The following is a 22,813-nucleotide window of genomic DNA, read 5'->3' on the forward strand; positions in this document are numbered from 1 at the left end:
TATGAGCAACGTGATTTATGATTTCGACAAAGGCGTGCAGAGAAGAGGCACCGATGCCAAGAAGTTCGACCCCAACCTGTGCCCGCCGGATGTGCTGCCTTTCTGGATCGCGGACACCGAGTTCCCCAGCCCCGTTGAGGTGAAGGAAGCCCTGATCAAGCGCGCTGAGCTGGGTCACTACGGCTATCCCTACATCGATATGGCGTTCGAGAAGAGCATCGCCCGCTGGTACAAGGTTCGCCACAATGCCGACCTGATTCCCGAGTACATTGACTACTCTCCCTGCGTAATCCCCGCCATGATCTGGTTTGCCAAGGAATTCTCCAGCGAAGGCGACAAGATCCTGCTGCAGACCCCCGTATATCCTCCCTTCCATGATCTGGTGAAGAACAACGGCCGTCAGCTGGTTTACAACGAACTGAAGCTGATCGATGGCCGCTACGAGATCGACTTCGAGGACCTGGAAGCCAAGCTGAAGGATCCCCGCGTAAAGATCATGTTCGTGTGCAACCCCCAGAACCCCACCGGCCGCTGCTTCACCCGCGAAGAGCTGCTGCGCATCGGCGAGCTGTGCCTGGCGAACAACGTGATGATCGGTGTGGACGAGATCCACGCGGACATCGTGTTCGATGGTCATGAATTCGTTTCCTTCTGCACCCTGTCCAAGGAGCTGGCAGAGCATTCTGTTACCTTCATCAACCCCGCCAAGACCTTCAACGTGGCCGGCTTCCGTACCGCTGCCTGGTTCACCCACAGCGAGACCGTTTACCGCCGCATGATGAACCAGCAGACCTACAACAAGGGCATGGGCCGCAACATCTTCGGCAACGAGGCCCTGATGGCCTGCTACAACTACGGCGATTCCTACGCCGACCAGTGCGTGGCCTACCTGAACGAGACCAAGAATCAGGCTGTGGCCTATGTGAACGAGAACGTTCCCGGCGTGACCGCCATCGATCCCGAAGCTACCTTCATGATCTGGCTGGATTGCCGCGGCCTGGGCTTTGCCACCCAGAAGGAACTGAAGGATTTCATGTTCAACGACGCCAAGATCCTGTTGAACGACGGCACCACCTTCGGCCAGAAGGAAGGCCTGGGCTTCATGCGCTTTAACTTTGCTGCTCCCCGTGCAGTGGTTATGGAAGGCCTGGAGCGCCTGAAGAACGCTGCGGTAAAGCGTCAGGAGCAGCTGAAAGGCTGAGGCGTAACCATGAATCAGGAACTGATGCGCAAGGTTGCGCAAAAAGAGGTGCTCGCGGTTCTGACCGATGAAGCGGGCAATGTTCTGTGGCAGAGCGCTACCAGCCCGGTAGCGGCTCTGTACGGAGCACATTTCCAGAACACTCTGCCCCAGGGCGGCTATGCGCTGTATGCCAATCAGTTTGGCGCGGCCATGGGCATCTTCGCCCGCCGCTTCGGCGTGAAGGAGTGCTATGGGCACAAGGTTTCCCAGTATGGCCTGCGGGAGCTGGACGGCTCCGGCGTGGCGCTGATCTGGGACGAGCGGATCGACAAGGTGCACTCCTCCAAGGACGACACCAAGGTCTGCCCCATTGAGGCTTTCCTGTCGGAAAATACCGACGAGACCCGTCAGTGGGAATTTTTGCAGGAACGTTTCGCCGGCCCTGAGCCGGCGGAAGGCCGCTCCTGCTCTATTGCAGCACACAAAAGCTGAGTCAACAGATATCCTCCTAAGCGTACTCTCATAAGCTGACACAGCCCAAAAAAGCGCCCTTCGCGAACCGCAACGCGAAGGGCGCTTTTTGCGTTGTAACAGGAAAAAGGGAAGTACAGAACCGGGAGCTGCAGGGGGGATTACAGCAGAATGGCCAGCAGCACCGCCGGGGCGCCAAGAAAGGCCCTTTTTATGGTAACCATCAAGGATATTGCAGATATTGCCAACGCCCGCACCCCCATGCAGTGGGACGACAGCCCCTACGCGGGCTTCTCGGACGTGGAGCCCTGGATCGAGGTGAACGAAAACTACCACCAGATCAATGCGGCCAACCAGCTGGCGGACCCGGATTCCGTGTTCCATTATTATCAGAAGCTGATCCGGCTGCGCAAGGAGCATCCGGTCATCGTCTACGGCCATTACGAGCTGCTGGACGCGGACAACGAGGCCGTGTTCACCTACACCCGGGAATACCAGGGCAAAAAGCTGCTGTGCGTGTGCAACTTCACCGGAGAGAACCAGACGGTGGAGCTGCCCGAAGAATTCCGCACCGGTGCGGCAAAGCGGCTGATCGGCAACTACCCTGAGCAGGAGACCCCGGGCGCGCTGCGCCCCTGGGAGGCTCTGGTGCTGCTGATCGGGGAATAACAGAGCGGTTTACCTTATTTAAAATGCCGTGCGCCGGTCCCAAAACGGCGCACGGCATTCCCTGTTTATCGCCCGGGCAGGGAACAAAAGAAAATATGAAAAATCCCCTTGACGGCGCCAGCCCGGCGTGATATACTAGACCGGTAAAGAAAGCAGCAACCGGTTTAGCCGCCGTGCTCACCTTGCGGCCCAAAGGGGCCCGGGTCATATCTGCGACGATCCGTTTTCAAAGGAAAAGGGGTCGCTTATGTATGCAACTGCGCGGCTGCCAATTCGGCGGCCGCGTTTCATTTTATCACAGTTTTGAAATCAAATTGGAGGTGTATCCACATCGCTACGAACGGCAAAAAAGAGCTTGAGATCAACGAGGGCATTCGTGACAAAGAGATCCGTCTGATCGGCGCGGATGGCAGCCAGCTGGGTGTAATGTCCAGCCGCGAGGCGCTGCGCATGGCCGAAGAGCAGAATCTGGACCTGGTAAAGATCGCCCCCCAGGCGGTTCCCCCCGTGTGCAAGATTCTGGACTACGGCAAATACCGCTTCGAGCAGCAAAAGCGTGAGAAAGAGGCCAAGAAGAACCAGAAGGTCGTCGAGATCAAGGAGATTCGCCTCTCGCTCAACATCGACACGAACGACTTCAACACCAAGGTCAACCAGGCCGCCAAGTTCATCAAGGCCGGCCACAAGATCAAGGTGTCCATCCGGTTCCGCGGCCGTGAGATGGCGCACACCAACCTCGGCCTGGAAGTGGAAAAGCGCTTCGCCGAGGCCCTGCCCGACGCGGTGGTGGATAAGCAGCCGAAGCTGGAGGGCCGCAGCATGCAGATGTTCATGAGCCCCAAGCCCAACAAGTAATTCAAACAACTAGGAGGAAATTAAAATGCCTAAGATCAAAACTCACTCCGGTGCGAAAAAGCGTTTCAAGCTGACCAAGAACGGTAAAGTAAAGCGCGGCCCCGCCTACCACAGCCACATCCTGACCAAGAAGAGCACCAAGCTCAAGCGCGGCATGCGTAAGAACGCCTACGCCGACAAGACCAACGCAGCTGCCGTGAAGGCCATGCTGCCCTACGCCTAAGCCTTATTTCGCTTAGACGGAACGGACTTTTTAACTTTTAGATTGTGACTGTAAAGGAGATATAAACAATGGCACGTATCAAAGGCGCTATGATGACCCGCAAACGCAGAAAGAAGACTCTGAAGCTGGCCAAGGGCTACTTCGGCAGCAAGTCCAAGCACTTCAAGATGGCCAAGCAGCAGGTCATGAAGAGCGGCAACTACGCTTTCGTTGGCCGTAAGCTGAAGAAGCGTCAGTTCCGCAACCTGTGGATCACCCGCATCAACAACGCTGTTCGCGCTCAGGGCATGAACTACTCCAGCTTCATGAACGGCCTGAAGAAGTCCGGCATCGAGCTGAACCGCAAGATGCTGAGCGAGATGGCCATCAACGATCCCGCTTCCTTCACCGCTCTGGTGGAGACCGCCAAGAAGGCTCTGTAAGTTGATAACCGAAAGCAACGCCCGCGCACGCGCACGGGCGTCGCTTTGTATCTGAGGGGCTTGCTGCTCTGCCGCCAAAGGGCAGGCGGCGCTGCCCGTCGCCGGATGCAGATCAGATAAGGAACTGAACACATGCCAGAACGCATTACCAGCCGTGAAAACGGCAAAATAAAATATGCCTGCAAACTGGCCCAGAGCGCAGCCTTCCGCCTTGAAGAAAAAGCTTTCTTCGCGGAGGGCTTAAAGCTCTGCCAGGAGCTTGCAAAATCCTGCCCTATAAAGGTAATATATTATACGGAGAAAGCCCTGGCCAAAACGCCGGATCTGAAACGCTTTGACTGCGAGCAGTATCTGGTGCAGGACCATGTGGCCGAAAAGCTGGCGGGCACCCAGTCCAATCAGGGGGTGTTCGCGGTGTTCGGCCAGCCTGTGGCCAATTTTCTGGACCTGCCCCACAACGGCCGCTTTCTGGCGCTGGAACGGGTGCAGGACCCGGGCAACGTGGGTGCGCTGATCCGCAGCGCCGCCGCCTTCGGGTTCGACGGCGTGATCCTGAGCCCCGGCTGTGCCGATCCCTTCGGGCCGAAGGTGCTGCGCGCCAGCATGGGCGCGGCGGGCCGGATGCCGGTGGTTACCTGCCCGAATCTGGCCGACGCGCTGGCCCAGCTGCGGGCCTGGGGCAGCACCTGCCTTGCGGCCGCGCTGTACAACAGCCGCCCGCTGCACGAGGTGGATGGCAGCTACCCGAACGGGGTGTGCGTGGTCATCGGCAGCGAGGGGCAGGGCCTTTCCGACGGGGTGATCGCCGCCTGCGACGCAGCGGTGCGCATTCCCATCACCAGCAAGGTGGAAAGCCTGAACGCCAGCGTGGCGGGCAGCGTACTTCTGTGGCATTTTCGGGGGGAGATTCAGTGACGGATCGGCGGCAGCTGGAATGGCTCTGGTTTTCGGCGGTGCTGGGGGCAGGCGCGGCCCATTGCGGGCAGGTGCTGGCCCTGTACGGCAGCCCCGGGGAGCTGTATGACGCGGTGGGCAAAGAGGACATGTCCGGCCTGCTCACCCCGGCCCAGCTGCGCCGCTGCGAAACCCTGACGCCCCAGCGGTTCGAGCCTCTGCTGGCCCGCTGCGAGCGCATGGGCATCCGGGTGCTCTGCCTGGACGAGGAGGATTACCCCGCCCGGCTGGCCCCCCTTTCGGACGCGCCGCCCGTGCTCTTCTGCACCGGCGATGTGTCCGCCCTTTCCCAGCCGGCCGCCGTGGCCATGATCGGCAGCCGCCGCCCCAGCAGCTACGGGGTGGAGGCCGCCGCGCTGATCGGCAGCCAGCTGGCCCAGGCGGGCGTCTGCCTTGTGAGCGGCCTGGCCGACGGGCTGGACAGCGAGGCCCACAAGGCCGCTGTTGCCGCCGGTGCGCCCACCGTTGGCGTGCTGGGCACCGCCATCGACAAAACCTATCCCGCAATCAACCGCCGCCTGCGCTCGGAAATGGAGCAGGGCTGCGGTGCAGTCATCAGTGAATTTGCCCCGGGGGAAGCCACCGGGGCGGGCGGCTTTCTTTTACGCAACCGGCTGATTGCCGCCCTTTCGGACGCGGTGTGTGTGGTGGAGGCCCGCCAGAAAAGCGGCACCATGAACACCGTAAACCACGCAAAGCGCTACGGCCGCACCGTATTTGCGGTGCCCGGCGCCATCTTCAGCCCCCTGTGCGGGGGCACCAACCAGCTGCTGGACGAGGGCCAGGCCCACGCCGCCAGCAGCGCAGCGCCGATTCTGCGGCATCTGGGCATCGAGCCCGCGCCACAGGTCGCTTGTCGCCGGGAGCGCCCGGCGACCCCAAAGCTGAATCTGAGCGCTGAGGCAAAAGCCATGAAAAAGGCGCTCACCAGCCAGGCCCAGGGCCTGGAACCACTGGCCAAAGCGGCCGGCCTTTCCGCCGGCCAGGCGCTGGCCGCCCTGATGGAGCTGGAGGTCAGCGGCATTGCCGTTTCCGGCGCCGGCGGGCAGTACCGGCGCGCATAAACAGCCGCCCGTTCCCCGATGCAGGGGGGCAGGGCGCTCTGTGCAAGGGAGAGTACTATGTCTAAGCTAGTTATCGTGGAGTCGCCTGCCAAGGCGAAGACCATTCGGAAATATCTGGGCGATGGCTACGAGGTCACCGCCAGCATGGGCCACATCCGCGACCTGCCCGCCAGCCAGCTGGGCATCGATGTGGATCATGACTATACCCCGCAGTATATCAACATCAAGGGCAAGGAAAAGCTCATCAAGGAACTGAAGAGCGAGGCCAAAAAGGCCGATCAGGTCTACCTTGCCACTGACCCGGACCGTGAGGGCGAGGCCATCAGCTGGCATCTGGCCCATCTCCTGGGTCTGAATATTGAGGACACCAACCGGGTCACCTTCGGCGAGATCACCAAGAAGGGCGTCACCGAGGGTATGGCTCATCCCCGGGCCATCGACATCGACCTGTTCAACGCCCAGCAGGCCCGCCGCATTCTGGACCGTTTGGTGGGCTACAAGCTCAGCCCGTTTCTGTGGCGCAAGGTGCGCCGGGGCCTGTCCGCCGGGCGGGTGCAGAGCGTGGCCGTGCGGCTGATCGTGGACCGGGAAAAGGAAATCGAGAATTTCAAGCCCGAGGAATACTGGAATCTGGACGCCGTGCTGTCGCCGCCGTCCAGCCAGAAGAAATTCACCGCCCGCCTGTACGGCACCGCCGCGGGCAAAAAGCTGGAGATCACCAACGAGGCCCAGGCCACGGGCATCGTGAAGGCTCTGGAAGGCGCGGACTACACCGTGACCGAGCTCAAGCGCGGCCACCGGAAAAAGGTGCCCGCTCCGCCCTTCATTACCTCTACCCTGCAGCAGGAGGCCAGCCGCCGGCTGGGCTTCACCGCCACCCGCACCATGCGTGCCGCCCAGACCCTGTACGAAGGCGTGGACATCGCCGGCCGGGGCACCATGGGTCTGATCACCTACATGCGCACCGACAGCCTGCGCGTGTCCGACGAGGCGGTTGCCGGGGCCAAGGAGTATATCACCGAAGCCTACGGCGAGCGGTACGTCTGCCCCACCAAGCGCACCTACAAGAGCCGCAGCGCCACCGCCGCCCAGGATGCCCACGAGGCCATCCGGCCCAGTGTGCCCGGCCTGACCCCGGACGAGGCGGAAAAGAGCATCTCCGGCGACATCGCCAAGCTTTACCGGCTGATCTGGAGCCGGTTCATCGCCAGCCAGATGAGCGACTGTGAGCAGGACACCGTTTCCGCCCACATCACCGCGGCGGACTACCAGTTCCGGGCCAGCGGCTATGTGGTCACCTTCGAGGGCTTCACCGCCCTGTACGAGGAAGCCACCGACGAAAAGGAGAAAAAGGAGACCGCGCTGCCTCCGCTGGAGCAGGGCCAGACCCTGAAGCTGCGCTCCCTGACCCCGGAGCAGAAGTTCACCCAGCCTCCCGCCCGCTACACCGAAGCCACCCTGATCCGCAGTCTGGAGGAAAACGGCATCGGCCGCCCCTCCACCTACGCGCCCATCATCACCACCATCATCGACCGTGGCTATGTGGAGCGGGAGCAGAAGAAGCTCAAGCCCACCCTGCTGGGCCGCACCATCAACGACCTGATGATGCAGGAATTCCCGGACATCGTGGACGTGACCTTCTCCGCCGGTATGGAAAAGAATCTGGATAAGGTGGAAAACGGCAGCGCCGACTGGCGCGAGACCATCGACGCCTTCTACAAGGGCTTTGCCGCCGCGCTGGAAAAGGCCGAAAAGGACATGGAGGGCAAGAAGATCAAGGTTCCCGACGAGGAAACCGACGAGATCTGCGAAAAGTGCGGCCGCAAGATGGTCATCAAGACCGGCCGCTACGGTAAGTTCCTGGCCTGCCCCGGCTTCCCGGAATGCACCAACACCAAGCGTCTGGTGAAGGACACCGGCGGCAAGTGCCCCAAGTGCGGCGGCCGCATGCTGCTGCGCAAGAGCGCCAAGGGCCGTGTGTATTACGGATGCGAGAACTACCCCAACTGCGACTTTATGACCTGGGATGAGCCGGTGGCCCAGACCTGCGAAAAGTGCGGCGCGACCCTGTTCAAGAAGGGCAGCCGCCTGTACTGCGCAAAGGAAGGCTGCGGCTTTGAGACTCAGGTGAACAAACAGTAACGGAGAATTATGGAAAAACGAGTAACGATTTTAGGGGCGGGCCTTGCGGGCTGCGAGGCCGCCCTCTGGCTGGCTGAACAGGGCGTGCAGGTGGACCTGTACGAGCAGAAGCCGGTCAAGTTCAGCCCCGCCCACAAGAGTGAGGGCTTTGCCGAGCTGGTCTGCTCCAACAGTCTGAAGGCCGACCGGCTGGACTCCGCCTCCGGCCTGCTCAAGGCCGAGATGAAGCTGCTGGGCAGCCATCTGCTGAAAGCCGCCGAGGCCACCCGGGTGGCGGCAGGCGGCGCGCTGGCCGTGGACCGGGACGCCTTCAGCGCCGCGGTCACCGAAATGGTGAAGAGCCAGCCGAACATCACCCTGCACACCGGCGAGGTCACCGCCATCGACGAGAACCGGCTCACGCTGGTGGCCACCGGCCCCCTCACCGAGGGCGCTCTGGCCGACGAGATCACCCGGCTGACCGGGGGCGACAAGCTGAGCTTCTACGATGCGGCGGCCCCCATCGTCACCGCCGAAAGTCTGGACATGAACAGGGTGTTCGCCGCCAGCCGCTATGGCCGGGGCGACGCGGACTATCTGAACTGCCCCTTTAATAAGGAGGAGTACGAGGCCTTCCACGCGGCGCTGGTCAGCGCCGAGCGGGCCCCTCTGCATGAGTTCGACGGCAAGCTCACCGTCTACGAGGGTTGCATGCCCATCGAGGTGATGGCGGGCCGCGGGGCGGACACCATGCGCTTCGGGCCGCTGCGCCCGGTGGGCCTCACCGACCCCCGCACCGGCCACCGGCCCTGGGCCAACGTGCAGCTGCGGCGGGAGAACGCGGGCGGAACCCTTTACAACATCGTGGGCTTTCAGACCAACCTGAAATTCGGCGAGCAGAAGCGGGTGTTCTCCATGATTCCCGGTCTGGAAAACGCCGAGTTCGTGCGCTACGGCGTAATGCACCGGAACACCTTCCTGAACAGCCCCCACCTGCTGAGCCGGGGCCTGAACCTGAAAAAGCACCCCACGGTGTATTTTGCAGGTCAGATCACCGGCTTCGAGGGCTACATGGAAAGCGCCGCCTGCGGCCTGCTGGCCGCCCGCAGCATTCTGGCGGCATTGAACGAACGCCAGCTGCCCGAGCTGCCCGCCGAGACCATGCTGGGCCAGCTGGTGCGCTACATCACCACCGAGAACAAGAACTTCCAGCCCATGGGTGCAAACATGGGCATCCTGCCCCCGCTGGAGGAGCATATCCGCGACAAGCGGGAGCGGTATCTGGCCATTGCCAACCGGGCGGTTGCCGCCATGGAGCAGTGGGCCGAAGAGACCCGATAAACAACAAACCGAACAAAACAGCATGGAAAGGGTGTGCAAGCAATGAAAATCATTCTGGACGCAATGGGCGGCGACAATGCCCCCGCCGAGATCATCAAGGGTGCGGCCGCAGCGGTGGCCAGCTTCTGGCCGGAGGTGGAGATCATCGCCGTGGGCGATGCCGAGAAGATCACCGCATGCGCAAAGGAAAACAACCTGAAGCTGGATCACATCGAGATCGTGAACACCACCGAGGTCATTGAAATGTGCGACGAGCCTGCCAAGGCCGTGCGCACCAAAAAGGACTCCAGCATGGTGGTGGGCCTGAAGCTGCTGGCCGAGGGCAAGGGCGACGCCTTTGTTTCCGCCGGCTCCACCGGCGCGCTGCATGTGGGCACCAGCCTGATCGTGCGCACCGTGAAGGGCGTCAAGCGCCCGGCGCTGGCCACCATCATTCCCGGCAAGACCCCCTTCATGCTGCTGGATTCCGGCGCCAACGTGGAATGCCGCCCCTCCATGCTGGAGGCCTTCGGTGTGATGGGCAGCGTTTACATGGAGCAGGTCATGGGCGTGAAAAATCCCCGCGTGGCTCTGGTGAACAACGGCGCCGAGGAGTCCAAGGGCACCCCCACCTATGTGGAGGCCCACGCCCTGCTGAAGGCCAACAGCCGCATCAACTTTGTGGGCAACGTGGAACCCCGGGACATCCCCGCCGGCGTGGCCGACGTGGTGGTGGCCGACGGCTTCACCGGCAACGTGATCCTGAAGCTCACCGAGGGCCTGGCCAAGTTCTTCGGCGCAAAGCTGAAGGGCCTGTTCAAGAGCGGCGTCAAGGGCGCGCTGGCCTACCTGCTGCTGAAGGGCGGCGTGGCCGACTTCAAAAAGGGCATGGACGCCGACGAATACGGCGGAGCCCCCTTCCTGGGCGCGGCAAAGCCGGTCATCAAAGCCCACGGTTCCTCCAATGCACGGGCCATCCATCAGGCCATCCGGCAGGCAAAGCTCTGCGTGGAGAACGATCTGTGCGGCGTGATGGCCCGCAACCTGATCAGCGAAGAGAAAGAAGCGTAACAACATGCATCAGTTGGAAAACATCATCGGCTATACCTTTAAGGATCCCACCCTGCTGGAGACCGCCCTCACCCACACCAGCTTCGCCAACGAGAGCAAGACCCCCATCCACCACAACGAGCGGCTGGAGTTTCTGGGCGACAGCGTGCTGTCCATCGTGGTGGCGGACCATCTGTTCCACCAGTGGAAGGATCGGCCGGAGGGCGAACTGACCCGTGCCCGGGCCAGCCTTGTGTGCGAGAGCGCCCTGTACGAGTTCGCCAAGGAAATCGACCTGGGCAGCTATCTGCGCCTGGGCAAGGGCGAGGAGCGGGGCGGTGGCCGCCACCGCCCCAGCGTGGTGAGCGACGCCTTTGAGGCCCTCATCGCTGCCCTTTATCTGGACGGTGGCATCGAGGTGGCCCGCGCCTTTATTTTGCCCTTCATCACCGAGGGCAAGACTGCCGAGGCGGACTACAAGACCCAGCTGCAGGAGGTCATCCAGCAGAACCCGGAGGAGCGGCTGCGCTACGAGCTGGAGGGCGAGGACGGCCCGGATCACGACAAGCGGTTCTCCATGGCCGTGTACCTGAACTCCAACCTGATTGGTCGGGGCGTGGGTCACAGCAAAAAGGCCGCCGAGCAGGCTGCCGCCAAGGAGGCCCTGCGCCTGATGGGCCTGGTGGACTGAATCGGGCCGGTGTGGCACGGAACACCCGGCGCCGCACCCGTTTTGCCCGGCACGAGAAAACAGCGCAGCCCAAAGCCTGCTGCGCGGCTTTCTCCTGCTGGAGCACATCCCAATGATCCCAGGGAGGATTTATGGTATTAAAGGAACTAGAGATACAGGGCTTCAAAAGCTTCCCGGACCGCATCAAGATCCCCATTGACCGGGGCATCACCGCGGTGGTGGGGCCGAACGGTTCCGGCAAGAGCAACATCTCCGACGCCATCCGCTGGGTGCTGGGCGAAACCAGCAGCCGCCAGCTGCGCGGCGCGGGCAAGATGGAGGACGTGATCTTCGGCGGCACCCAGAGCCGTGGCGCCATGGGCTTTGCCAGTGTGAACCTGACGGTGGACAACTCCGACCGCCGCATCGACGTGAACGCCGACGAGGTGGTCATCGGCCGCAAGTATTACCGCAGCGGCGAGAGCGAGTATTCCATCAACGGCCAGAACGTGCGCCTGAAGGATATCTACGAGCTCTTTCTGGACACCGGCCTCGGCCGGGACGGTTACTCCATCATCGGGCAGGGCCGCATTGCCGAGATCGTGGGCGCCAAAAGCGCCGAGCGTCGGGAAATCTTTGAGGAAGCCAGCGGCATTGCCCGCTACCGTTACCGGAAAAACGAGGCCGAGCGCCGTCTGGCCAGCGCCGAGGACAATCTGGAGCGCCTGCACGACATTCTGGACGAGCTGGAAAGCCGGGTGGGCCCGCTGGAAAAGGAAAGCGCCAAGGCCCAGCAGTTTCTGGAGCTTTCCGCCCGCCGCAAGGAGCTGGAGGTCACCCTCTGGGTGGACAGCGTGAAAACCGCCAGGGAGACCGTGCGCGGCCAGCAGCGCCGTTACGAGACCGCCCAGGCGGACTACGACCGGATGACCGCCGAGATCGAGGCCATCGACGCCGCCACCGAGGGCATCCGGGCCGAGATGAATCGGCTCACCATGGAGGTGGACCGGCTGAACGGCGAGATCCGCACCATCACCGAGGAGGTGGCGGGCAGCGACAGCCGCATCGCCGTGCTGCACAACGACATCCGCCACAACACCGAGACCATGGCCGATCTTTCCCGCCAGCTGGAAGAGAGCGGGGCCGGGCGCGAGAGCTTTGCCGCCCAGATGCAGGAGCACCGGGCGGGCATTGAGAACATTCGGAAACACATTGAACAGCTGGACGGGCAGATCCGGGAAAAGGAGGAGATGCTCCGGCGCATTCAGGCGGAAAACGCCGCCACCGGCGAGCGCCGGGGGCAGGTGACCGGGGTGCTGGCCGAGCTGACCGAGCGCCAGACCGCCGAGAAGGTGCGGGCCGCCGGCTGCGAAAGCACCGCCGCCACCGCCGCCCAGCGGCTGGAAGCATTGCAGAATGAGCCGGCTTCCGGTCAGGGACTGGAGGAGCTGGAGGGCGAGCTGGCCGATACCAGAGCCTATCTGGGCAAGCTGGACGAAAGCCTGACCCGGCTGGAAAACATCAAGCAGGGTTTGAGCCTGAAGCTGTCCAGCCGGCAAAAGCAGCTGGAGGAGGCGGACGGCGCAGCCGCCCAGCTGAACCGCCAGTTGGAGGCATCCACCCAGCGGCTGCAGCTGCTGACCGATCTGGAACGGAACATGAACGGCTACCAGCACAGCGTAAAGACCGTGATGCGCGCCGCCCAGAACCACCGGCTGCGGGGCATTATCGGCCCGGTGAGCAGCATCCTCACGGTGCAGCCGGGCTACGAGGTGGCCATCGAAACCGCTCTGGGCTTTGCGCTGCAGAACATCGTGGTGGACGGCGAGACCGCTGCCAAGGCCGCCATGGCTTTCCTGCGCAACGAGCGGGCGGGCCGGGCAACCTTCCTGCCGCTGGACACCGTGAAGGGCAGCCACTTCGACGCATCCCGCCTTTCCGGCAGCGCCCGGGTGGCGTCCAGTCTGGTGGAATACGACCCCAAATACAACAACATCGTGGCCAATCTTCTTGGCCGCATCATCGTGGTGGACGAGATCGAGGAGGCCAGCCGGGTCGCCCGTGCGCTGGACTACCGCAACCGAATCGTCACCGCCGACGGTCAGGTCATCAACGCGGGCGGTTCCTTCACCGGCGGCAGCGTGAGCCAGTCTGCCGGCCTGTTCAGCCGTCGGCAGGAAATTGAGGATCTGCGCAAAAAGATCGGCTCTTTGCAGAATCGGCAGGGCCAGGCCCAGGCCGCGGCGGACAAGCTCAAGGCCGAGGTGGAAGCTCTGAACGCCCAGCTGACCGCTGCCTCCAGCGAGGCCATCACCGCGGGCGGCGATAAAATTCGCGCCGAGGGCGAGCTGCGCCGCATCGAAGCAGCCATCAGCCAGGCGCAGGCCGCCGCCCAGCTGCGTGCCGCCGAGTGCGAGCAGCTGAACGAGACCATCCGCCAGAGCCGCACGGAGCTGGAGAATGCCAGGGCCGAGGAAGCACGGCTGGGCGAGCAGATCGCCGCGCTGGAGGCCGAGCTGACCGAGCTGGCCGGCAGCGACGACAGCTTTTTGGCCACCCGGGCCCGCCTGTCCGACGAATTGAGCGAGACCCGTCTGGCCCGTCTGGCGGCGGAGAAGGATGTGAGCCTGCACGAGGCCTCCATCCGGGATCTGGAAAGCCGCCACGGCGAGAGCGGCCAGCGGGAGCTGGCCCTGCGGGAAAACATTGACCGCCTGAAAAAGGCCAACGAGGAGCACGAGCAGAGCATCCGCGCCATTCAGGAGGAAAAGGAAAAGAGCGCCGGCCGCATCCGCGAGGCGGAGGAAGCCATCCGCAAGGCCGCCGAGGAGCGGATGCAGAAGGAAGGAAGCATCAGCCGCGAGAGCCAGCGCCAGCGTGCGGTGAGCGACGAGCGGGAAAAGATGAGCCAGGAGATGGCCCGCCTGAACGAGCGCAAGGCCGCTGCCGAAAAGGAGTACGATGAGCTGATCGCCAAGCTGTGGGAGGAATACCAGCTGACCATGAGCGACGCCCAGCCGCTGTGCGTGCCCTTTGAAAGCGCCGCCGAGCTGCGCCGCCTTGTGGCCGAAACAAGAGGCCGCATCCGTAGCTTGGGCAACGTGAACGTGGGCGCCATTGAGGAATACAAAGAGGTGAGCGAGCGCTACACCTTCTTAAAGAATCAGGTGCAGGACGTGGAGAAGAGCCGCGCCGAGCTGACGAGGATGATCGGGGAGCTGTCCGCCGAAATGCGGGACATGTTCAGCCGCAGCTTTGCGGAGATCAACCGCAACTTCGGCCGCATCTTCACCGAGCTGTTTGGCGGCGGCACCGCCACCCTCAAGCTGGACGACGAATTGAACGTGCTGGAAAGCGGCATCGAAATTCAGGTTTCGCCCCCGGGCAAGGTCATCAAGAATCTGGCCGCATTGTCCGGCGGCGAGCAGGCGCTGGTGGCCATCAGCATCTACTTCGCCATTCTGGCGGTGAACCCGGCCCCCTTCTGCATTCTGGATGAGATCGAAGCCGCGCTGGACGACGTGAACGTGGCCCGCTACGCCCAGTATCTGCGCCGCATCACCGACCACACCCAGTTCATCGTGATCACCCACCGCCGCGGCACCATGGAGGCCGCCGACGTGCTCTACGGCGTGACCATGCAGGAGGACGGTGTGTCCAAACTGCTGCGTCTGGATCTGGAACAGGTGGACGCGACGCTGGTTTCGTGATATAAAAGAAGAGAACTGTTCGCCGCATGGCGGACGCAACCGAAGCATCCGCCCGCCTTATCGGGCGATGAAAGGAAACGAGGGGAGACATTATGGGACTTTTCAGCCGGAAGAAAAAGCTGGATGAAGGCCTGGCCAAGACCCGCAAGGGCTTCTTTGCCGGCATTCTGGACATGCTCAACGCGGGCGAAATCGACGACCATATGTACGAGGACCTGGAGGAGCAGCTGATCCTGGCCGACACCGGCGCCGACGAGGCGGTGCGGCTGGTGGAGGAGCTGCGCACCCGGGTGCGCAAGGACCACATCAAAACCGCTTCCGACGCACTGGCCGCCCTGAAGGACATCATCACCGGCGAGCTGGTGGCCGACGAGCCCATGGATATGAGCGGCAAGCCCGCCGTGATCCTGATGATCGGCGTGAACGGCGTGGGCAAGACCACCAGCATTGCCAAGCTGGCCAAGCTCTATAAGGATCAGGGCAAGCGGGTGATGCTGGCCGCGGGCGATACCTTCCGTGCCGCTGCCGCCGAGCAGCTGTGCATCTGGGCCGACCGGGTGGATGTACCCGTGGTGCGCCACAGCGAGGGGGCAGACCCGGCTGCCGTGGTGTTTGACGCGGTGCAGTCCGCCGCCGCCCGGGGCTACGACATCGTGATCTGCGATACCGCTGGCCGCCTGCACAACAAGCAGAACCTGATGAACGAGCTGGGCAAGATCAGCCGCAGCGTGCACAAGGCCTGCGAGACCGCCAGCGTGGAGACCCTGCTGGTGCTGGACGCCATCACCGGCCAGAACGCCATCAATCAGGCCTCCCAGTTCATCAGCGCCGCCGGTGCCACCGGTATTGTGCTCACCAAGCTGGACGGCACCGCCAAGGGCGGCGCGGTGATCAGCGTGAAGCAGAAGCTGGGCCTGCCGGTGCGCTTTGTGGGCGTGGGCGAGGGCGTGGACGACCTGATGGAGTTCTCTCCCCACGATTTTGCCGACGCACTGTTTGCCGAAAACTGATCCGAAGGAGACAGATTCCAATGCTCATCTGCGCAGCCACCGGCAATGCCGGTAAATTGAAAGAAATCCGCCGCATTCTGGAAGCTCAGGGCCACGAGGTGAAAAGCCAGAAGGAACTGGGCATCACGCTGGAGCCGGAAGAGACCGGCACCACCTTTGCGGAAAACGCCCTCATCAAGGCAAAGGCCATCTGCGAGGCCAGCGGCCTGCCCACTCTGGCCGACGATTCCGGCCTGATGGTGGATGCCCTGGGCGGTGCGCCCGGCGTTTACAGCGCCCGCTACTGCGGCCGCCACGGCGACGACGAGGCCAACAACGACAAGCTTCTGGCCGAGCTGGCCGGGGTGGAGGAGGGCAAACGGGCGGCAAAGTTCGTGTCCGCCGTCTGCTTTTACCTGCCCGAGGGCCGCTACGTCACCTATCTGGGCGAGTGCCCGGGCCGGGTGATCTTCGAGCGCCGGGGCACCAACGGCTTCGGCTACGACCCTCTGTTCGTGCCCGACGAGGTGGGCCTTGCCGGGGGCGGCGTGCGCCCCAACACCGAGGGCCGCACCTACGCCCAGCTGGAGGCCATTGAAAAGGACGCCATCAGCCATCGGGGCAAGGCCATGGCCCTGCTGGACAAAAATCTGGCCGCCTTCCTGAACGAGGGCTGAGCCAAACCCAATTGAAACTGTAATATAAGGAGAATACTATGCTCACCAGTAAACAACGCGCCGCGCTGCGCGCCGCCGCCAACACCCTCGATCCGGTCTTTCAGGTCGGCAAGGGCGAGATCGACGAAACGCTCATCAAGTCCACCGCCGATTGCCTGGCTGCCCGGGAGCTGATCAAGATGAAGGTGCTGGAGACCAGCATGTACAACGCCAAGGAGGCCGCCGCCATCCTGGCCGAGGCCACCGGCGCCGACGTGGTGCAGGTCATCGGCTCCAAGTTCGTGCTGTTCCTGAAGAAAAAGAAGGAGTCCAAGTTTGAGGATATCCTGAAAGCCGCCCGCTGAGATCCGGCAACGTGGCCTGAAAACAGATTGTTTACAATTTGTTTGTAACTTATTTGAAATATCTGCCCGGCAAAATTCGTTGTTTTGTTACATGGCCGGGCACACTGGGGGAGTGGCGCGATGAAACTGCTTTTGTTCGGGGGGACCTTTGATCCGCCCCACAAGGGCCATATACGCCTGTTGCAGAGCGCCATCGACGTGGTGCAGCCGGATAAGGTGGTGGTCATGCCCGCGGGCATTCCGCCCCACAAGGCGGCCAGCGCCACGCCGGCCAGCCTGCGGCTGACCATGTGCCAGTGCTTTGTGCCGCTGCACCCGGATCTCACCGTCTCGGACTGGGAGATCGGCCGCGGCGGCAGAAACTACACCATCGACACGGTGCGGATGCTGGAGGAGCGCTACCCCGGCGCCGAGATCTTTCTCAGCGTGGGCAGCGATATGCTCACCACCTTCACCCAGTGGAGGGAATGGCAGAGCCTGCTGGAAAAAACCACCCTTGTGGTGCAAAGCCGCTACAATGGCGACGACGCGGATCTTGCGGCCGCGGCCCGCACACTGGAAGCGGCGGGGGGCCGGGTGATCTTCGCCCATGCTCCGGTTCTGCAGGCAGCCTCCAGCGATGTGCGCGCCGGGAAGCTGGGCATGGATGCGCTGCCTCCTCTGGTGCAGCGCATCTGCAAACAGTATCATTTATACGAAAAGAGCTGAGGACCATGAACGCAAAAGAAGCGCAGAAGATGGTAAAGGAGTGCCTTTCCAAAAAGCGCTACACCCACACCATGAACGTGCGGGACGCGGCGGTGCATCTGGCCGAAAAGTACGGGGCCGACCCGGACAAGGCCGAGCTGGCCGCCCTTTTGCACGATGCGGTGAAGGAGCGCAGCCGGGAGGAATTGTTGCAGATCCTGCAAAACAATGCTATAATGGCACAAAATGCCGAAAAAAGCCCCCCGCCGGTCTGGCACGGCATCTGTGCCGCCATTCTGGCCCAGACGGAATGGGGCGTCACCGACCCGGAGATTGTCAGCGCCATTCGCTGCCATACCACCGGCAAGGCCGGTATGTCCAAGCTGGACAAGATCATTTATCTGAGCGATATGATCAGCGCCGAGCGGGACTATCCGGAGGTGTACGAGCTGCGCAGGCTTGCCGAGGAGGATCTGGACAAGGCCGTCTGCACGGCCGTGGAGAAGAACATCGGATGGATGAAGGAATGCGGCAAATCCATCGACCCCTTGTCGCTCGAGGCCCTGGAGGACCTGAAGCGCGGCATGCAAACCAGGGAGGATACCCATGAATGAACCCAAACAGCCCCGTAAACTGAACACCGGCTCCGCTTCGGGCCGTTCGTCCGCGCCCAGCGGCTCCACCGGCCGCCGCATCAACCGCAGCGGCTCGCCCGCTTCCGGTTCAGGCCAGCAGCGCACGGTCTACCATGCCAGCGAGCAGCCTCGCCGTCAGGCTCAGCCTCCGCGGCAGGATCAGCCCCAGAGGAAGGCCCAGCCGGCGGCCCATCGCGGCCAGCCCCGCCGCCGCCCGAAGAAGAAAAAGAGCCCGCTGAAAATCGCCCTCATCAGCCTGCTGACGCTGGTGGCCGTGGTCTGTGTGGGCCTGTTCGGCCTGTATCAGTGGGTGGTGCACAGCATCAGCCCCGACGGCGGTGCCCCCACCATCAGCGAGCTGATCAATACCCCCAGCGAATTCAAGGGCGATGTGGTGAACATTCTGGTCTGCGGCATCGACTACGAGGAGGGCCGTGCCTATTCCAACGACCCCACCTCCAACGACGGCATGACCGATATGATCATGTATGTGAACTTCAACGTGAAGGAAAAGAAGATCAACATGCTGCAGATCCCCCGCGACACCTACGCGGGTGAGGAATACAGCACCGGCAAAACCGGTAAGATTAACGCGGTTGCCCTGCGCAATGACGGCGGCATCACCGATCTGGCCAAGCTGATCACCGAGCAGTACAAGCTGCCCATCGACTACTATGTGACCATCGACATGCAGTCCCTGAAGGAGATCGTGGATCTGTTCGGCGGTATCGAGGTCTACCTGCCCCAGGAGGTGGCCGACGGCAAGGGCAGCTGGCTGCCTGCCGGCACCCATAACCTGGATGGCGCTTCGGTGGAGTTCCTGGTGCGTAACCGCCACGGTGATGGCTATGCCCAGGGCGACATCGCCCGGCTGGACATGCAGCGTTACTTCTATCAGGGCCTGTTCAACCGCATCCGCACCGCCACGGTATGGGATCTGGCCAAGCTGACCCCCGTGGCCCTGAAGTATATCACCACCGACATTCCCGGTGATACGCTGGTAAGCCTGGGCGTGAGCTTCTTGCAGGTGGACAGCGCCAACATCATGATGTGCAAGGTGCCCACCTACAGTGCGGCCGAGCGCTACAACGGTCAGTCCATTCAGGTGTGCGACACCACAAAGACGCTGGATCTGATCAATACCTACTTCCTCAGTTATACCAGCCCTGTGGACAGCCTGAACGTGCCCACTCTGGCCACCGCCGGTTCCTCCACCGACCCCAATGTGCAGTACATGGGTCAGCTGGATACCGAGGCCGAGGGCGGTTCCACCTCTGAGGCGGGCTGATCCAACCCGATAACCAACCCATCCACCGCTCCCGAGAGGGGAGCTGAAAGGAGAGAATCAAACAAGAATGGAAAGCTTGCAGCTTGCAACCAGCATCGCAAAAGTGCTGGATACCAAAAAAGCCGCGAACGTGAAGGTGCTGAAGGTGCGGGATCTGACCGTGCTCACCGATTACTTTGTAATCGCCAACGGTACCTCCACCACCCATGTGAAGAGCCTGGCCGAGGAAGTGGAGTTCCAGCTGGAGCAGCAGGGCGTGAAGGCTCTGCGCACCGAAGGCTACGACGCCAAGAACTGGATTCTGCTGGACTACGGCACCGTGATCGTGCATGTGTTCTATCCTCAGGCCCGCGAGTTCTATGATCTGGAGCACCTGTGGGCGGATGCCGAGGAGTGCGACATCCAGTTCGACACACCCGCCGAGGGCGGCGCAAACGAATAAATCAAACGGAACGCCGCCCGGCGCCTTCGGGGGTCGGGCGGTCAAAAGCCAGTTTTCCACAGCGGGAGAAGCCTGCGGTGGAAAACTGGCTGTCGCCGTTTTATTTTAAAGGGCAGCAGCACACAATTCCAGGTGGCCTTCGCCGTGAATGGTGCGGTGTTGCCAAAGGGGCAAATCGCTCAAATTTTGGTTGGAGTTGATAAAGGTGAAATACGATTTCAAGGCCATTGAAAAGAAATGGCAGAAAGTCTGGGCGGATGAAAAGACCTTCGCCGCCAAGATCGACCACACAAAACCCAAGTTCTATGCTCTGGTTGAGTTCCCTTATCCCAGCGGTCAGGGCCTGCATGTGGGCCATCCCCGCAGCTACACCGCGCTGGACATCGTAGCCCGTAAAAAGCGGCTGGCCGGCTACAATGTGCTGTACCCCATGGGCTGGGATGCCTTCGGCCTGCCCACCGAGAACTTCGCCATGAAGAACCACATCCACCCCGAGATCGTGACCAAAAACAACGTGGCCCGCTTCAAGAGCCAGCTGCAGGCGCTGGGCCTGTCCTTCGACTGGGATCGTGAGATCAACACCACCGATCCCAGCTACTACAAGTGGACCCAGTGGATCTTCCTGCAGCTGTACAAGCACGGTCTGGCCTATAAAAAGGAAATGAGCGTGAACTGGTGCACCAGCTGCAAGGTGGTGCTGGCCAACGAAGAGGTCGTGAACGGCTGCTGCGAGCGCTGCGGCGGCGAAGTGGTTCACAAGGTGAAGAGCCAGTGGATGCTGAAGATCACCGAGTATGCCGACCGCCTGATCGACGATCTGGACGGCCTGGATTACATCGAGCGTGTGGCCACCCAGCAGAAGAACTGGATCGGCCGCTCCACCGGTGCCGAGGTGAACTTCACCACCACCACCGGCGATACCCTGACCGTTTACACCACCCGCTGCGACACCCTGTTCGGCGCCACCTACATGGTGGTCAGCCCCGAGCATGCGCTGGTGAACCAGTGGCTGGAGAACGGCACCATCCGGAACGCTGACGCCGTGCGCGCCTATCAGGCTGAGGCCGCCCGCAAGAGCGACTTCGAGCGCACCGAGCTGAACAAGGAAAAGACCGGCGTGAAGCTGGAGGGCGTGATGGGCATCAACCCGGTGAACGGCAAGGAGATTCCCATCTTCATCTCCGACTATGTGCTGGCTACCTACGGCACCGGCGCCATCATGGCCGTGCCCGCCCACGACACCCGCGACTACGAGTTTGCCAAGGTGTTCGGTCTGCCCATCGTTGAGGTGGTCAAGGGCGAGGGCGAGAGCCATCTGGACAAGGAAGCCTTCACCGACGTTGCCACCGGCACGCTGGTGAACAGCGGTTTCCTGGATGGTCTGAGCGTGGAAGAAGCCAAGAAAAAGATGATCCAGTGGCTGGAGAGCGAGGGCAAGGGCCACGCCAAGGTCAACTTCAAGCTGCGCGACTGGGTGTTCAGCCGTCAGCGTTACTGGGGCGAGCCCATCCCCATGGTTTACTGTGAGAAGTGCGGCTGGCAGCCCATCCCCGAGAGCGAGCTGCCCCTGAAGCTGCCCGAGATCAGCGACTTCGAGCCCGGCGAGGGCGGCGAGAGCCCGCTGGCCCGCCACACCGAATGGGTCAACACCACCTGCCCCTGCTGCGGCGGCCCCGCCAAGCGCGAGACCGACACCATGCCCCAGTGGGCCGGTTCCTCCTGGTACTTCCTGCGCTACATGGATCCCCACTGCGACACTGCTCCCGTGAGCAAGGAAGCCGTGGAATACTGGGGTCCTGTGGACTGGTACAACGGCGGCATGGAGCACACCACTCTGCACCTGCTGTACAGCCGTTTCTGGCACAAGTTCCTGTACGACATCGGCGTGGTGCCCACCAAGGAGCCCTACAAGAAGCGTACCAGCCATGGCATGATTCTGGGCGAGAACGGTGAGAAGATGTCCAAGAGCCGCGGCAACGTGATTAACCCGGACGATGTGGTGAACGAGTACGGTGCCGACACTCTGCGCCTGTACGAGATGTTCATCGGCGACTTCGAGAAGGCCGCTCCCTGGTCCACCAAGGGCATCAAGGGCTGCAAGCGCTTCCTGGATCGTCTGTGGGGTCTGGGCGAGATGATCGTTCCCGGCGAGGGCTACCGCCCCGAGCTGGAGACCGCCTTCCACAAGACCATCAAGAAGGTGGGCGACGACATCGAGGTGCTCAAGCACAACACCGCCATCGCCTCCATGATGAGCCTGCTGAACGACCTGTACGCCGCCGGCGGCGCCACCAGAGACGAGCTGCGCACCCTGCTGATTCTGGTCAACCCCTTCGCTCCCCACATCACCGAGGAGATGTGGCAGCAGCAGGGCTTTGAGGGCCAGATCGCTCACGCCCAGTGGCCTGCCTATGACGAGGCAAAGTGCGTGGAGAGCACCGTGGAGGTGCTGGTGCAGCTGAACGGCAAGCCCAAGGCCCGACTGAACCTGGCCTCCGGCCTGGATAAGGACGCCACCCTGGCTGCCGTGAAGGCGGACGCTTCCGTGGCCGCTCTGCTGGAGGGCAAAACCATCGTGAAGGAGATTGCCGTGCCCGGCAAGCTGGTCAACCTGGTGGTCAAATAAGCAATGCTGTTGACATTCTGCGGTTGGGGATCGGGTTCCGGTCCTCAACCAAAGAAAGTTTTGAAAATACACAAGATTTTAGTTGACAGAACCAACTGTGGCATAGTATAATCGATATGTTGAATACCCTATTTTGGGGGATATGCAACGAAACTCCTGCCTCAGGTCCAAGGGAGGGAAAAATAGATGTCGGAAATTCGTGTCAAGGACAACGAGTCGCTGGAGAGCGCGCTGCGTCGTTTTAAGCGTTCTTGCGCCCGCAGCGGTGTGCTTGCCGAGGTTCGCAAGCGTGAAGCTTACGAGAAGCCCTCTGTGCGCCGCAAGAAGAAGTCCGAAGCTGCCCGCAAGCGCAAGTTTAAGTAATTGCGGTTAGCCGGAACAATGGCTGAAATGCGTGCAAACGCCTGAGCGGG

General features: G+C 62.1%; 23 protein-coding genes. All 23 read left to right on the forward strand.

Annotated features, from left to right (window positions below; translation table 11 throughout):
* Position 1: 1 nt before the first annotated feature.
* The 23 genes from EDD77_RS11770 to rpsU all read left to right on the forward strand — a co-directional run bounded on the left by EDD77_RS11770 (position 2) and on the right by rpsU (position 22,763).
* Positions 2-1,201 (forward strand): MalY/PatB family protein, encoded by a 1,200-nt coding sequence (locus EDD77_RS11770; RefSeq protein WP_082669504.1) that lies wholly within the window; start codon positions 2-4, stop codon positions 1,199-1,201.
* A 9-nt stretch (positions 1,202-1,210) separates the two neighbouring features.
* A complete protein-coding gene (locus EDD77_RS11775; RefSeq protein ID WP_058963210.1) occupies positions 1,211-1,675 on the forward strand; it encodes a DUF1893 domain-containing protein in 465 nt (154 codons plus the stop codon).
* 192 nt (positions 1,676-1,867) lie between these two features.
* Positions 1,868-2,323: an alpha-amylase family glycosyl hydrolase gene (locus tag EDD77_RS11780; protein ID WP_242868303.1), complete on the forward strand. Its 456-nt coding sequence runs from the start codon at positions 1,868-1,870 to the stop codon at positions 2,321-2,323.
* A gap of 303 nt (positions 2,324-2,626) precedes the next feature.
* Positions 2,627-3,178 carry a translation initiation factor IF-3 gene (gene infC, locus EDD77_RS11785; protein WP_077138488.1) on the forward strand — a complete coding sequence of 184 codons (552 nt, stop codon included), beginning with the start codon at positions 2,627-2,629 and terminating at the stop codon, positions 3,176-3,178.
* Positions 3,179-3,203: 25 nt separating this feature from the next.
* Positions 3,204-3,401 (forward strand): 50S ribosomal protein L35, encoded by a 198-nt coding sequence (gene rpmI / locus EDD77_RS11790; RefSeq protein ID WP_058963212.1) that lies wholly within the window; start codon positions 3,204-3,206, stop codon positions 3,399-3,401.
* Between the two features lie 68 nt (positions 3,402-3,469).
* Positions 3,470-3,823, forward strand: a complete 354-nt coding sequence (gene rplT / locus EDD77_RS11795; protein ID WP_058963213.1) for a 50S ribosomal protein L20 — start codon at positions 3,470-3,472, stop codon at positions 3,821-3,823.
* 132 nt (positions 3,824-3,955) lie between these two features.
* Complete coding sequence (locus EDD77_RS11800; protein WP_058963214.1) at positions 3,956-4,738, forward strand: TrmH family RNA methyltransferase; 783 nt, start codon at positions 3,956-3,958, stop codon at positions 4,736-4,738.
* Complete coding sequence (dprA, locus tag EDD77_RS11805; RefSeq protein WP_058963215.1) at positions 4,735-5,841, forward strand: DNA-processing protein DprA; 1,107 nt, start codon at positions 4,735-4,737, stop codon at positions 5,839-5,841. Before EDD77_RS11800 ends, dprA begins: the two co-directional genes overlap by 4 nt.
* 57 nt (positions 5,842-5,898) lie before the next feature.
* On the forward strand, positions 5,899-7,983 hold the full coding sequence (gene topA, locus EDD77_RS11810) for a type I DNA topoisomerase (protein WP_058963216.1): 2,085 nt from the start codon (positions 5,899-5,901) through the stop codon (positions 7,981-7,983).
* Positions 7,984-7,992: 9 nt separating this feature from the next.
* Positions 7,993-9,303: a methylenetetrahydrofolate--tRNA-(uracil(54)-C(5))-methyltransferase (FADH(2)-oxidizing) TrmFO gene (gene trmFO / locus EDD77_RS11815; RefSeq protein WP_187120490.1), complete on the forward strand. Its 1,311-nt coding sequence runs from the start codon at positions 7,993-7,995 to the stop codon at positions 9,301-9,303.
* A gap of 42 nt (positions 9,304-9,345) precedes the next feature.
* Complete coding sequence (gene plsX / locus EDD77_RS11820; protein ID WP_058963218.1) at positions 9,346-10,353, forward strand: phosphate acyltransferase PlsX; 1,008 nt, start codon at positions 9,346-9,348, stop codon at positions 10,351-10,353.
* A 4-nt stretch (positions 10,354-10,357) separates the two neighbouring features.
* The gene (gene rnc, locus EDD77_RS11825; protein ID WP_058963219.1) at positions 10,358-11,023 is read left to right on the forward strand and encodes a ribonuclease III; all 666 of its coding nucleotides are present in this window, start codon (positions 10,358-10,360) and stop codon (positions 11,021-11,023) included.
* A 131-nt stretch (positions 11,024-11,154) separates the two neighbouring features.
* On the forward strand, positions 11,155-14,712 hold the full coding sequence (smc, locus tag EDD77_RS11830; RefSeq protein WP_058963220.1) for a chromosome segregation protein SMC: 3,558 nt from the start codon (positions 11,155-11,157) through the stop codon (positions 14,710-14,712).
* Between the two features lie 92 nt (positions 14,713-14,804).
* Positions 14,805-15,722 carry a signal recognition particle-docking protein FtsY gene (ftsY, locus tag EDD77_RS11835; protein ID WP_058963221.1) on the forward strand — a complete coding sequence of 306 codons (918 nt, stop codon included), beginning with the start codon at positions 14,805-14,807 and terminating at the stop codon, positions 15,720-15,722.
* A gap of 20 nt (positions 15,723-15,742) precedes the next feature.
* Positions 15,743-16,378: an RdgB/HAM1 family non-canonical purine NTP pyrophosphatase gene (rdgB, locus tag EDD77_RS11840; protein ID WP_058963222.1), complete on the forward strand. Its 636-nt coding sequence runs from the start codon at positions 15,743-15,745 to the stop codon at positions 16,376-16,378.
* Between the two features lie 38 nt (positions 16,379-16,416).
* Positions 16,417-16,722 (forward strand): YhbY family RNA-binding protein, encoded by a 306-nt coding sequence (locus EDD77_RS11845; protein ID WP_058963223.1) that lies wholly within the window; start codon positions 16,417-16,419, stop codon positions 16,720-16,722.
* 120 nt (positions 16,723-16,842) lie between these two features.
* Positions 16,843-17,430, forward strand: coding sequence for a nicotinate (nicotinamide) nucleotide adenylyltransferase (nadD, locus tag EDD77_RS11850; protein WP_058963224.1), 588 nt, complete (start codon positions 16,843-16,845; stop codon positions 17,428-17,430).
* A gap of 5 nt (positions 17,431-17,435) precedes the next feature.
* Positions 17,436-18,023, forward strand: coding sequence for a bis(5'-nucleosyl)-tetraphosphatase (symmetrical) YqeK (gene yqeK / locus EDD77_RS11855; RefSeq protein ID WP_058963225.1), 588 nt, complete (start codon positions 17,436-17,438; stop codon positions 18,021-18,023).
* Entirely contained in the window at positions 18,016-19,332 is a 1,317-nt protein-coding gene (locus EDD77_RS11860; protein WP_082669506.1) for an LCP family protein, read from the forward strand. The genes yqeK and EDD77_RS11860 overlap by 8 nt, the downstream gene beginning before the upstream one ends.
* Positions 19,333-19,399: 67 nt before the next feature.
* The gene (gene rsfS, locus EDD77_RS11865; RefSeq protein WP_058963226.1) at positions 19,400-19,774 is read left to right on the forward strand and encodes a ribosome silencing factor; all 375 of its coding nucleotides are present in this window, start codon (positions 19,400-19,402) and stop codon (positions 19,772-19,774) included.
* A 77-nt stretch (positions 19,775-19,851) separates the two neighbouring features.
* Positions 19,852-19,974, forward strand: a complete 123-nt coding sequence (locus EDD77_RS18690) for a hypothetical protein (RefSeq protein WP_278317658.1) — start codon at positions 19,852-19,854, stop codon at positions 19,972-19,974.
* 5 nt (positions 19,975-19,979) lie between these two features.
* Entirely contained in the window at positions 19,980-22,400 is a 2,421-nt protein-coding gene (gene leuS, locus EDD77_RS11870) for a leucine--tRNA ligase (RefSeq protein WP_058963284.1), read from the forward strand.
* Between the two features lie 186 nt (positions 22,401-22,586).
* Complete coding sequence (gene rpsU / locus EDD77_RS11875; RefSeq protein WP_058963227.1) at positions 22,587-22,763, forward strand: 30S ribosomal protein S21; 177 nt, start codon at positions 22,587-22,589, stop codon at positions 22,761-22,763.
* The last annotated feature ends 50 nt before the right edge of the window (positions 22,764-22,813 follow it).

Origin of the sequence: Allofournierella massiliensis, from assembly GCF_004345265.1 — a bacterium.
Lineage (GTDB): Bacteria > Bacillota > Clostridia > Oscillospirales > Ruminococcaceae > Allofournierella > Allofournierella massiliensis.